Origin of the sequence: Geminocystis sp. NIES-3708, assembly GCF_001548095.1 — a bacterium.
In the GTDB taxonomy this organism is placed as follows: domain Bacteria; phylum Cyanobacteriota; class Cyanobacteriia; order Cyanobacteriales; family Cyanobacteriaceae; genus Geminocystis.
Genome location: NZ_AP014815.1, coordinates 1201608 through 1215090, shown reverse-complemented (window position 1 = coordinate 1215090; position 13483 = coordinate 1201608). Strand labels below are relative to the sequence as shown.

Here is a 13483-nt window from a genome sequence, read left to right as displayed (position 1 = left end):
CATAGTATCAAAACCTAAAGCATGATAGGGAAAAGATAAAAAGTGACTATTTCCCATGGGCTATTCATTTAAATGAGTGAGTAAAATTAATTTTGTATTTTATTTTTCTTAAAGCTTTAGTAAAAATGGTTAACAAGAGGTTTAAACCCCTTGCCTTTTATTGCCCATATATTTAGATCTTGTATAAGTATATTTGTGCTTGAAAACGAAAAAAGAATATCAATTTTTTCCACTATTGCTTATTAGCTACCTTAGCCGACAATTTCTGTCTCAGGTGCAAGATCTCACTGTACAATTAATTAATTTTGTATAAGTACTGACAAAAAAAATCCCCCCTATCAAAAAACTGAGATAGAGAGGATTTTTAGTTAATTATTTAATCAGGTATAAACTTCATTCACCTTTAGACGAAAAAGTTTGAATTGCCAAATCCAGTTAAATCTGATAATGCACCAAATTTGATGACGGCATCAGTGGAAGAAGAGAAACCAGCCACGTTATTATTGATGGCTAAATAAGTTTCACCATTAAATGTGAAAGTTGCGGCACTGTCTGCAGTAAAGACACCAGATGTTAATACCGCTCCAATAGCAGTTTGAGTTAGACTGGTAACAGGGCCTAAAGCATTAAATGCACTTATAGCCGTAGAAACACGAATATCATCATCCACAGCACTAAAATCAGTAATGATATCAAGGTTAGTTAAACGGGAATCTGTAAGCGTTGTGTAGTCAAGAATATCCGTACCAGTACCACCAGTAAGAATATCTATACCTGCACCACCGATTAAGGTATCATTTCCTGCACTACCCACTAGATTATCGTTACCAGTACCCCCAACTAAGCTATCATCATTATCGCCACCATCAAGGTTATCGTTACCAGTACCACCAATTAAGGTATCAGCACCTATATCACCCGACAGAGTGTCGTTACCAGTACCACCATCGATAGAATCAGCACCACCATCACCAGAAAGAATATTATTACTGGAACTACCTATAATTGTATCATCAACCGTGCTACCAGTTACATTAACAAAATTACGAACGGTAAAAGTACCTACTGTGTCAACACTTAAGTTATTAGTAGTCGTAGCCAAATTAACATTAATACTTGCAGTAGAACCAGTAGCATCAATGACATTAATTTTACCTGTAGGACCGATAATTGTTTCTACACTGACGGTATCTGTACCTAAAGCACCTTTATTAATTGCTCCTTGAGATTCAACGGTAATAGCATTGCTTAAAGTAGAGTAATCAACGGTATCATTACCAGTGCCACCAGTAATCGTATCGTCACCTTGACCACCAATAAATAAGTTATTACCGCTTACGGCACTTAAACTATCATTACCAGCTCCACCAATAATAGTATCATTACCACCAGTACCACCGTCAATAGTATCATTTCCTGCACCACCTTGTAAGTTATTATTAGCGGCACTACCAATAATAGTATCATCAGCACTTGTGCCGAAGACATTGACAAAGTTGCGAACGGTGAATGTATCCGAAAAAGGACCGGCAACGACTAAGTTATCTGGATTTGTTGTACCTAAGTCAACATTAATGCTAATACCTGAACCTGCGGAAGCAACATCGAGTACGTTAACTCGGTTATTGGCACCAATAATGGTTTCGATGTCAATAAGGGTATCTGTACCTAAAGTTCCTTTTAGGAGTACTCCTTGAGGTCTTAAGGTTACTGCTTGAGTAAGACTAGAATAATTAGCGGTATCACTATCATCACCACCATCAATTATATCATTACCAGCACTACCAGTAATCGTATCATCGCCAACACCACCTAATAAGCTATCAGTACCCGCACCACCGTTGATAGCGTCATTTTCTGCACCGCCGTTGATAGTGTCATCTCCTGCACCGCCTTGTAAATCGTTAGCCGCTGTGCTACCTGTAATAGAATCATTACCACTTGTGCCAATAACATCAACGAAGTTAGTTACGGTGAAAGTACTAGAGAAAGGACCAGATACGATTAAATTATCAGAAGACGAACTCAGATTCACATCAATTGTAATACCAGTACCAGCACTAGAAACATCGATGAGGTTATCTTGTCCTGTTGCACCCACAATAGTTTCGATACTATCAAGGACATCTGTCCCGAAACCACCGTCTTTGGCAAGAACTCCTTGGGGTCTTAATGTAACACGCTGCAAGAGACTAGAATAATCGGCGATATCATTATCATCACCACCAATCAATGTATCATTCCCACGACTACCAATAAAGGCATCAGGTGCCGCATTACCGATAAGGGAATCATTACCATCAGCACCGTCTAAAATATCAGGACTACTACCACCGATAAGGGTATCGCTTCCTGCACCACCATTAAGATTTCCGGGAGCATTACTACCAACAAGGCTATCGCTTCCTGCACCGCCGATCAAAGTACTAGGACCAGATCCTGAAGTCACCACTAATATATCATTGCCAATACCACCGTCAAGGATATTCGTTCCACCTGAAGAAGTTAAAGTATCATTACCACTGCCACCATTAAGAGTATTCGTTCCACCAGATGTGACCGTTAAACTATCATTACCGTCTTCACCATTAAGGGTATTCGTTCCACCTGAAGAAGTTAACGTGTCATTGCCAGTACCACCATTAAGGGTATTCGTTCCACCAGAAGAAGTTAAAATATCGTTATTGTCTTCACCATTAAGAGTATTCGTTCCACCAGATGTGACCGTTAAAGTGTCATTGCCAGTACCACCACTAAGAGTATTCGTTGTACCAGAAGAAGTTAAAGTATCATCTCCAGTACCACCAGCAAGAGTATTTGTATTGCCATTTGCGTTCAAAGTATCATTGCCAGTACCACCATCAAGACTATTTATATCACCACTAGCAAATAAGCTATCATTACCAATGCCACCGACTAAAATACTTGCATTACCACTGGTAGAAGAATTAATGGTATCATCACCACTACCACCGTCAAGATAATTCCCGATGGTGATTGTACCTGTACCGAATAAGCTATCATTTCCTGCACCTCCAAGAAGAGTATCATTGTTATTACCAGAGAGAGTATCATTACCGTCGCCACCGTCAATGGCATCAGTTCCGATCGAACCTTGTATAGAATCGTCTCCCAGTAAACCGAAGATGAGTAAGTCATCACTGAAAGATCCCGGATTTATGGTATCTGGACCGTTAGTACCGTTGATTGTTATTGCCATTTTAATTCCCTATTATGAGTATAAGTGTGATTTGTAATAAGTTAAATTTTTAAGAATTGATAAAGTTAAGAAAAAATACGAAGAAAACAAAGAGATAATCTCAATTTTTTCCCTTATCTTTGTCAATCTGAACAAGAAAATTTTTCCATATATTTACTGAATTTTATTATATTTTTAACATTTGTCAATAAAACATATATCAATTATTAATATTATTAATTATTGACTAAGTTTATAATTTTCAGTCCTGATTAGGGGAAAATACATCAATTTTTTTTGATATATTCTCAATTTATGGTTTCAACTTTTGTAAATTTCAGATTAATAAAAATTCTCTTTTAAAATTATATTTGATCTTATTAGTATTAATTAAATAAAAGTTGTTTTTTTGTAACATAATTTAACATTCTCAAAAAAACTTTTATGTTATTAAAGCAATACTACATGGTTAATGATATTTATGAACTTTTAAAATTAGTGTGCGTCTAATTATTGACGTTAGAATTAATTTTATTTTTCATAACTATGTTTTGTTTAACTCGTTATTGTTTGATTATTTCTACTTCTATTACTTTAATTTTGAATCCTTTAACGAAGGCGATGGCGGCGGATACTGTTGTCCTTAAATATGGAATATTACGACAGTCTATTCCTGTGGCAGATTTCAGTATTTTTTGTGAAACAGGAGAAACTTCTTCGGCATTAAGTTATTTTTTGAGGTTAGCTAATCAAAAACCTGATAATGTCAAAAATACTCTTTGCCGTAAAATTCCCGTCAATGGAGTTATGCTCTCACAAATTCTTAATAGTCCTTTTGGAGGGGTTATTTTAGATGGTTTTTCTGAGGTGATTACTACTCCGAGTCAAAGAGCTAGTCGTGAATCTTTGCGTGGTGCGGTGGTTACATCGGCATTGAAAAATAATGATCTTAGTATTATGGAAATAACTGAAAATTATCCCACGAGCGAAGTTCATCTTGATGGCGATCGCTTAATGGAAATTTATCAAAAACTGGAGGGAGTTTTGGGTAGCCTGAAAAATATTCCGTTTCCTCAATCCATAAAATAATTGTTTCTGTAATTAGTTACATTCATAATTCTATTGCCTTGAGCTATAATTGTGCCTAAATAAGATTAATCAAAAATAAATAATACCATGAGCAAAAGAGGAAAATCAGGGAATTTGATTGGTAGTTTATTGTTCGTATCTCTATTATTCAATCCATTGTTGGCTTTCGCTAAACCAAAGCCGAAACCGACTCCCCCCCCCGTGTCAGAAACACCGTTACAAAAAGCACAAAAAGAATTACCAAAAGACTATTTTGTCGTTTATGCCATCGTTGATAAAATTGCCAGAGCGAATGGTTTAGATAATAAACCTTGGCGTATCGTTGTTACTCCAAACTATACTGTCAATGCCTTCGCTTCTGATACCAACTTACTAACTTTTGAAGCAGGTTTGATGGATCAATTAGAAGGTAATGCTTCGGCTTTAGCTTGTGCCATTGCCCATGAAATGGGACATCATGTAAAACAACATTTAGGCTACGGTCCGGCAAAACAAGAACAAGCAAGAAAAGAAGAAATTGAAAAAGCGGAAAGAAATAAAATTATAGCGGAACAAGATGCTCAAACTCAGGCTTTAATCGGTGCTGGTGTAGGTACTGGTATCGCTACCGTTGGTCAACAAGTTGGCGGTATTGGGGGAGGATTACTTCAATTGGGGGGTGCATTATTTGGTGGTGCAAGTCAACAAAAAGCCAAAAATATTGAAGCCATTAAAGCCAAAATTGAACAAGAAGCGGAGATTAATTATAATAAGCGTTTAATGGAAATCAGTCAATCTCAAGAATTGGAGGCTGACGAAACGGGTTATATTTACAGTGTAACGGCTGGATTTGATCCTAATGGTTGTATTGCAGTAATGGATGTTTTAGGAAGAATGCCCGGAGCACAATCAGAAGGTAGTAGCCATCCTGCTCCTGAAAAACGCACTCAACAGATAAATGCTTTAATGGCAAAAAATCCCCCAGAAACTTTAAAAGCAAAAGGTAAAACTTCTCTGACGGCAAAACCAACTCCTTTAAGATATGAGATTTTTAATTATCAACGAGAAGGGGGGGGAACTTTATCTGGCTTAAAAGTATTCCCTATAACTGGGACAACTCAAGATGACTTAAATCGTTATCTCAATTAATCATTAACATTACTATCTAAATTTTCCAAATTAAAATTATGTCAACGAACAAAATCTATCTATCAATCATTTCAGGAGTTCTAATTAGTACTTCTTTGGGATTTGCTTCTCCCAGTCAAGCACAATCTATTCAATTTGAATGTTCTGTAGATAATAACAATTATCCTACTACCTACGTTGAAACTCAAGGGGGTATCGTCGAAATTTTTAAATGGAAAAGTAATTATTTTCAAGGACCTTACACTCCTATGCAAAGATGTTTAGAAGTTACCCAGAGAATGAATAATTTTCAACCCCGTTATTTAGTGGCTGGACGAGTTAATAACTATAATGTTATTTGTGCTGGAACTGATTGCGATCGCTCTGGTAATAATGTTCTCTTAACTTTGCGTCCTGATCAAAATCCCGCCCAAGTATTAGCAGAAATTGATAATACTAGAGATGGTGCGGGTGGTCCTTCTATGCAGTTGAGTGGTTCTTCTGGAGGTCAAAATAACCTTAAAAAACAAAGTAATTTAGTCAAAACTGAAAAAGGATCAGTTGCACTGAATTTAGTCAGTTATATTGAATCTGCCCCCAGAATTTCAAAAAATCTTTCCGAGAATTCACCTATTGATAATACAGGGTTAAATCAACAACCTATCGTTGCTCCTTCAAATACTGGAAAACAACCTAATTCTGCACCGGGCATAAAATGGTAAATGACAATAAGTAATAAGTAATATTTAATAAATCAGTTTTGTTGCTAAAAAATGCTCTCGTCTCAAAAAAAGCGATGTTATGAATAAAATTTTAGCTATGAGCTTATTTGGTATAACTTGCTTTTTTGGAGGTATTTTTACTCAATATATTCTCCCCGTTAAAAGCGTTGAAACCAGAATTGAATGCAAAGAAGTACCGATCTATCCATCTAGCTTACAGCAAAGGGAAAATTTTAATATAACATCAAAAGAAGAAGAAATAGAAATCTACGCCAAAAAAGTTACTGTTAAAGTATTGTCAGGTGAAAATTCAGGCTCAGGTATTTTAATTAATAAAAATAATAATAGTTATCAAGTATTAACCAATGATCATGTTTTATTGTTTGGTAATCAAAATCAATCTTATAAAATAATCACCTTTGATGGTGAAACTTATCAAGCAAAAATTGTTAAAGAATTTAATTTTCAAAATTATGATTTAGGAGTACTAGAATTTCAAAGTCAAAATAATTATGAAATAGCTTCATTCTCAGAATTATCGATTCCAGTCATCGATGAAGTTGTTTATGCGGCGGGTTTTCCTTATAAACCTGATAATTTGACTAATAATAATTTTACTTTTACTCGTGGGCGAATTAATTCTATTAGTGATTTATCTTTTAGAGGAGGATATCAAATTGGTTATAGTAATGATATTCAAAAAGGCATGAGTGGAGGTCCTTTATTTAATAGTAAAAAAGAAATTATTGGTATTAATGGAAGACATAAATATCCAGCGTGGGGAAACCCTTATATATTTGAGAATGGTAGTATTGCATCTCCACAACAAAAAGAAGAAATGAGTCAATCTAGTTGGGCAATTCCCATTAAAACTTTTTTACGCCTTGCCCCAAAGTTTAATAAACAAAGTAATCATGATTTAACTAATTTTAAGTAATATTTAATACCATGAATAAAATAAATAAAAGTTCATATTTTAAACTTATCATTTCTTTCCTCTTTACTATTTTATTTTCCTCAAATTTTATCTTTTTTAAAAATAATAAAAATGTTTTTGCTAAACCAATACAAAGTTATACTAAGCAAAACTTTCCTAAAAATAATCAAGGAATTGGTAAATTTATCTTAAAATATGAACCTACTAATTCTTATGAAGAAATAAGACAAATTTTGGTTGAAAGTAAAATTTTTAATCAAATCACTGATTACTTAAATAATTCAGGATTAATTATGAGAGATAATATAGCTATTGTTTTTCAAGATTGTGGAGATCCTAATGCTTATTGGAATGCTGAAAAAAAAGAAATTATTATTTGTTATGAAAATACAGCTTATGATTTAGTTCTTTTTCATGAAAATGCTCAATATCCTATAGAAAAAGCAATGGAAAAATCCCTTAACGAAACAATTTTTGCCTTTTATCATGAATTAGGACACGCTTTAATTGATATTCTACCACTAAATGCTGTAGGGCAAGAAGAAGATACTGTCGATGAATTTGCCTCTGTTATGTTATATCGAAATCATGATCAAAATTTTGCGGGAGAAGTAATTTTAGATTCTTCAGAATACTATGAACTATTATACAAAATAAGCGAAAAAAGTCCCAGTTGGGATGAACATACTCCTCATGATAAAAGACTATTTAATTTAGTATGTTTTGTTTATGGTAGTGATCCTGAAAAATATGAAAAAATATTTATAGAAAAGTTTAATTTATTGGATGAAGAAGATATTGCATCAGAAGATCACTTAAAAATTAGAGCGGCAAAATGTCAACAGGAATTTGTCAAAAAAAATGAAAGTTGGAATCGATTATTATTACCTCATTATGCTATTAAAAATAATTATCCCATGTCACCTGCTCCTGCTAATAATCCTAGAGGTTTATCTGAACGAGGAATTTATTGGTAAATAAGTATAATTAAATAAAAAGTTATTAATGATCTATATGAATCTTTCTTTATCTAACGGCACAATTTTAATAAATAAATATCGAATTATTAAAGAATTAGGGAAAGGCGGTTTTAGTAGAACCTATTTAATAGAAAATATTCAAGAAAATTTTCAACAATACTTATTAAAAGAATTTTTACCGAATGATAATATTAAGACAGAATTTAATCAGAAATCTTTAAATTTATTTAATCAAGAAGCATCTATTTTATCAAAATTAAAGCATCCTCAAATACCTAGATTTTTAGATTGGTTTCAAGAAAATAATAATTTTTTTATTGTACAAGAATACATTAAAGGAGATAACTATTGGCAATTACTTTATACAAAAAAAATAGAACAAAAATTATTTTCAGAATCAGAAATTGTCTTATTTTTAAAAGATCTACTTATAGTATTAGATTATATACATCACAATAGAATTATTCATCGAGATATATCTCCTGATAATATTATTTATTCTACTGAAATTAATAAACCTGTTTTGATAGATTTTGGCGGTGTTAAAGAAAAAATGACAGAGATTATTAATCATGGTTATAAAGAAAAAAAAGGTACAATAATTGGTAAAAGAGGCTATTCTGCTCCAGAACAATTAACCACAGGAGAATGTTATCAAAATAGTGATATTTATGCTTTAGGTGCAACAGCTTTAGTCTTATTAACAGGAAAAGAGCCAGAAATATTATTTAATAGTTTTAGTCGAAAAAAATCTTGGATAGAGTATGTTAATTTTAGTGAAGAATTGAGATTAATTTTAGAAAAAATGCTAGAAGAATATCCTCAAGATAGATATAATTCAGCGATGGATGTTTTAGCAGATTTGGAAAAGATGAATAAGACAAGTATTGATAATTATTCTACACTAGATAATGAGAAAACTCATCTTATTATACCATTACAAAATATAACTAAGACTGAAAATGACAATACAGTTATTCATGAAAATCTTGAGCAAAAAATAGAGAAAAATACTTTTAAAAATACAGAAGAAAAATCTTTTAAAAATTTTATACTTTTATCTGGAATAATAGTCTTTAGTTTAACTATCATCACTTTAGTTTTACAAGCACCCCATATCAATGCTATTTGTAAAAGATTAGATAACTGTGCTAGAGATAAACAATATCAAGAAATTTTTAATGATATTTTAGTCGATGGAAAAGAAGTTATGACTCGTGAAAAAAATATTAAAAAGATAGAAGATTTAACATTACAGCAACAAGATATGCAAGAAATAATTAAAGATTTTAAAAATATTCCTAATGATGTTAAAGTTTATGATCAAGCACAGCAAGAATTAAAAATATATCAAGATAAATTAACTGTAATTGATAAAAAAATTCAAACAGAAAATCAAACTAATTTAGAGTTTCAAGAATTAGTCAAAAACATGGATAACTTAAAAGAAAAAACTTCAACAGCTAATACTATTAAAAAAAATCGAAATTTAAAATTAGAATGGGAACAAATAAACGTAAAATTAAATGAATTTAACTCTAATCTCTTAATAAGTTCTCAAGTAAGTAATAAAATTACTGAAACAGAAGAAAATATTGCTAAAATAAATCAAAATATTCAAAATTTACAGGCTCAAGCTAAAGCTAAAGCTGATAGAATTGCAAAAGAAAAAGTGCAATTAAGAACATATACATCACCTTCTTCCCCTGTTGTAAAATATACTGCACCTCAAAAGACTCAAAATAGATCTAAAAAAACGTCAAAAGCTACAAATAATAACAATAAAAATCTGAATAAAAATCCATCTAATTATACACCTAAAAAAAATCCCCCCACAACTCAAAAAATACCCATATCTGCCCCCGGCTCGGTATGGTAATAGATATTAACTTACCTTAGTTTTCTATAAATTTGTTGGCGAAGATGAGACTAGGAGACTGGCGGAGGAGATGACTAGGAGAGAATTAATTCAAACATTATTAAAATTGATTTTGACACTTATTTATCAAATTTAATTTTTTTCAGGGGCTAAAATTTGGTATTTCATTAGTTTTAAATCTTTATTTTTCAAAGTTTCTGACATCGAACTTAGGTTAACTTAAGCTAAAACGCATTTTACTTGCATTTTTTAAAATCAGTAAAAATTTTTAAAACTCTTTAACTATTGCCCATTTCCTACCCTCACCTGTAAACTCAAATGCGTCCTGCCTTAAAACAAGAAATAACGTTGTGCCATTGGTAATACATCAACAGGTTCGCAAGTTAAAAGTTCTCCATCTGCTCGTACTTCATAGGTTTCAGGATCAACTTCCATATTCGGTGCATAATCATTTAACTTCATATCTGCTTTACTTAAATTACGAGTATTTTTTACTGCAATCGTTGGCTTATGTAATCCTAATTTTCCTCGAATATCTAAATCTAAAGATGCTTGAGAAACAAAAGTTAAAGATGTAGATGCGATCGCACCTCCAAAACTACCGAACATCGGTTGAGAGTGTCTCGGTTGCGGTGTCGGAATACTAGCATTAGCATCTCCCATTTGTGCATAGGCAATCATGCCACCTTTGATGACTAACTCAGGTTTTGCCCCAAAAAAAGCAGGTTTCCACAACACCAAATCGGCTAATTTACCTTCCTCGATCGAACCCACATGATCAGCGATACCATGAGTAATAGCAGGGTTAATAGTATATTTAGCAACATAACGCTTCGCCCGAAAATTATCATTCATATCTCCTCCATTGATAAGGGAGGATTGAGGGGGGTTCAAATGTCCTCTTTGTACCTTCATTTTATGGGCGGTTTGCCAAGTGCGAATAATAGTTTCTCCTACTCTACCCATAGCTTGAGAATCTGAGGCAATCATGCTAAAAGCCCCTAAATCATGTAAAATATCTTCAGCAGCAATGGTTTCACGGCGAATGCGAGACTCAGCAAAAGCGACATCTTCAGGAATACCTCTATCCAAATGATGACATACCATCAACATATCGAGATGTTCTTCGAGGGTATTCATGGTATAAGGGCGAGTAGGATTAGTTGAAGAAGGTAAAACATTCATTTGCCCACATACCTTAATAATATCTGGTGCGTGACCACCTCCTGCCCCTTCCGTATGATAAGTATGAATCACCCTGTTTTTAAAAGCGTTAATGGTATCTTCCACAAATCCCGCCTCATTTAGAGTGTCGGTATGAATAGCAACTTGTACATCATATTCATCAGCTATACTTAAACAAGTATCTATACTCCAAGGAGTTGTACCCCAATCCTCATGTAATTTTAACCCCATTACACCCGCTTTAACTTGTTCAATTAATCCCTCTGGTTGGCTACTATTACCTTTGCCTAAAAAACCGATATTCATAGCAAAAGCATCAGCAGATTCTAGCATTCTGTATATATGCCATTCTCCGGGGGTGCAAGTGGTTGCATTTGTGCCTGTAGCTGGTCCTGTACCACCACCAATCATAGTTGTAATTCCAGATGCAAGAGCGGTTTCAATTTGTTGAGGGCAAATAAAATGGATATGGGTATCAATACCACCGGCAGTTAAAATCATTCCTTCTCCAGCGATAACTTCTGTTACCGCACCGATGATAATATCCACTTGGGGCTGAATTTCAGGGTTTCCTGCTTTACCAATTTTGAAAATTTTACCGTCTTTAATACCCACATCTGCTTTAATTATTCCCCACCAATCTAGGATTAAAGCGTTAGTGATAACCGTATCTACTGAACCATCTGCCCTTGAAATGCCCGATTGCCCCATCCCATCCCGAATTACCTTTCCGCCACCGAATTTCACTTCATCGCCGTAAACTGTGTAATCTCTCTCAACTTCGATCATTAATTCTGTATCCGCCAATCGAAGGCGATCGCCTACCGTAATGCCATAAGTTTCAGCATAGGCACGTCTATCCATAAAATAACTCATAAAAATTAGTAATTAATATAATTAGCAACGAGTAATTATAACAATCGAATTTCTCATAAAGTGTAAAAATTTTATCAAGACTTACATCAAAAAATTCAACTCAGCCCAAACTTTCAGAATTAAAGGGACAAGATTTATTTTACTCAACGCCTTCTGTTACCATAAAACATTAAAAAAATCAATATCTTGTTAATAATCTTAATAAAACGTTATAATTTTTAACATAAGCAATCATAAAAAATATATTCATCATGCAAACAAGAAACAGTTTCGTAATAGAAGAACAAGGACGTTTAAATAATTACGCCATCGAACCAAAAATGTATGTTGATTCGACTCAACAATTCGGTTTCAATAGATATGCAGAAAAATTAAATGGTCGTTTAGCGATGATTGGTTTTATCTCTCTTTTAAGTTTTGAAGCTTTGACGGGGCAAGGTTTAATCAGTTGGTTAACAAATCTATAACTCTAATTTTCAATACCCTCCTCAAATTTAGGAAGGACATCAGCCACCTTCCTACCATCAATGGTTTTTATGTGGTCAATTTTTTGTACTGGTTTTAAGAGTATTTCTCTTCACGACTCTTGTATCTTTTTTTCTGAAACAATTCATTAGTAGACTTTTCAGAGAATATAAAGAAATATAAACAACTATTCCAGAAAAATTAACAAGACGTAATAAACAAATGCGCAGATAAAAGTTATAAACTTATATGAAAGGTTAAACGACTTTTCCAAGACAAATTTTTTGAAAAAAGAAGTTGTCAAAAGATTAAGTTTCTTTACAAATGCTTAACAATAACTTGTACTTAAGCACATAATAAGAGAAACTAATTTTCGGGAATTAAATCCCACTCGGTTTAACTTTCTGTTGAACTAAAATTTAATAAAAAAACAAACAAAACAAACTAATTCTATTAGGAGATTAACTTAAAATGTACGACGCATTCACAAGGGTTGTTTCTCAAGCTGACGCTCGTGGTGAGTTCTTAAGCTCTAGCCAAATCGACGCTTTAAGCCAAATGGTAAGTGACAGCAACAAACGTATTGATACCGTTAACCGTATCACCAGTAACGCTTCTGCTATTGTTACCAACGCTGCTCGTTCTTTATTTGCTGAGCAACCTCAATTAATCGCTCCTGGCGGAAATGCTTATACTAGCCGTCGTATGGCAGCTTGTCTTCGTGACATGGAAATCATCTTACGTTACGTTACCTATGCAATCTTCGCAGGTGATGCTTCCGTATTAGAAGATCGTTGTTTAAATGGACTTCGTGAAACCTATTTAGCTTTAGGTACTCCTGGTTCTTCTGTAGCTGTTGGCGTACAAAAAATGAAAGATGCAGCTATTGCGATCGCTAATGATACCAACAATATTACCCTTGGTGATTGTAGTGCTTTAATGGCTGAAGTTGCTACTTACTTTGATCGTGCTGCTGCTGCAGTTGCGTAGGTATAAATATATACCAACCAAGTTAAATTTCATTTTTGTAACGAAAAACATAAT

10 protein-coding genes are annotated in these 13483 nt (G+C 33.5%); 8 read left to right on the top strand and 2 right to left on the bottom strand.

Annotated features, from left to right (window positions below; genetic code table 11):
* Window positions 1-403 precede the first annotated feature (403 nt).
* A complete protein-coding gene (locus GM3708_RS18475; RefSeq protein WP_066344697.1) occupies window positions 404-3220 on the bottom strand; it encodes a calcium-binding protein in 2817 nt (938 codons plus the stop codon).
* 525 nt (window positions 3221-3745) lie between these two features.
* Between GM3708_RS18475 and GM3708_RS05265 the strand changes: the two genes are divergently transcribed.
* The 6 genes from GM3708_RS05265 to GM3708_RS05240 all read left to right on the top strand — a co-directional run bounded on the left by GM3708_RS05265 (window position 3746) and on the right by GM3708_RS05240 (window position 9913).
* Window positions 3746-4288 carry an alpha/beta hydrolase gene (locus GM3708_RS05265; RefSeq protein WP_066344695.1) on the top strand — a complete coding sequence of 181 codons (543 nt, stop codon included), beginning with the start codon at window positions 3746-3748 and terminating at the stop codon, window positions 4286-4288.
* Between the two features lie 87 nt (window positions 4289-4375).
* A complete protein-coding gene (locus GM3708_RS05260) occupies window positions 4376-5416 on the top strand; it encodes a M48 family metallopeptidase (protein WP_066344694.1) in 1041 nt (346 codons plus the stop codon).
* Between the two features lie 38 nt (window positions 5417-5454).
* Window positions 5455-6117 (top strand): COP23 domain-containing protein, encoded by a 663-nt coding sequence (locus GM3708_RS05255; RefSeq protein ID WP_066344693.1) that lies wholly within the window; start codon window positions 5455-5457, stop codon window positions 6115-6117.
* Window positions 6118-6196: 79 nt separating this feature from the next.
* Window positions 6197-7054: a serine protease gene (locus GM3708_RS05250; RefSeq protein ID WP_066344692.1), complete on the top strand. Its 858-nt coding sequence runs from the start codon at window positions 6197-6199 to the stop codon at window positions 7052-7054.
* An 11-nt stretch (window positions 7055-7065) separates the two neighbouring features.
* Window positions 7066-8031 carry a DUF4344 domain-containing metallopeptidase gene (locus GM3708_RS05245; RefSeq protein ID WP_066344690.1) on the top strand — a complete coding sequence of 322 codons (966 nt, stop codon included), beginning with the start codon at window positions 7066-7068 and terminating at the stop codon, window positions 8029-8031.
* A gap of 37 nt (window positions 8032-8068) precedes the next feature.
* On the top strand, window positions 8069-9913 hold the full coding sequence (locus GM3708_RS05240) for a serine/threonine-protein kinase (protein ID WP_066344689.1): 1845 nt from the start codon (window positions 8069-8071) through the stop codon (window positions 9911-9913).
* 330 nt (window positions 9914-10243) lie between these two features.
* Here the strand turns inward: GM3708_RS05240 and ureC are convergent, their stop codons facing one another.
* The gene (ureC, locus tag GM3708_RS05235) at window positions 10244-11974 is read right to left on the bottom strand and encodes an urease subunit alpha (RefSeq protein ID WP_066344688.1); all 1731 of its coding nucleotides are present in this window, start codon (window positions 11972-11974) and stop codon (window positions 10244-10246) included.
* Between the two features lie 251 nt (window positions 11975-12225).
* On the opposite strand from ureC, the gene GM3708_RS05230 reads away from it, so the two are divergent.
* Both GM3708_RS05230 and GM3708_RS05225 read left to right on the top strand, forming a co-directional pair.
* Window positions 12226-12441 carry a chlorophyll a/b-binding protein gene (locus tag GM3708_RS05230; protein ID WP_066344687.1) on the top strand — a complete coding sequence of 72 codons (216 nt, stop codon included), beginning with the start codon at window positions 12226-12228 and terminating at the stop codon, window positions 12439-12441.
* Between the two features lie 469 nt (window positions 12442-12910).
* Window positions 12911-13429, top strand: coding sequence for a phycocyanin subunit beta (locus GM3708_RS05225; RefSeq protein ID WP_066344686.1), 519 nt, complete (start codon window positions 12911-12913; stop codon window positions 13427-13429).
* Window positions 13430-13483: the final 54 nt, after the last annotated feature.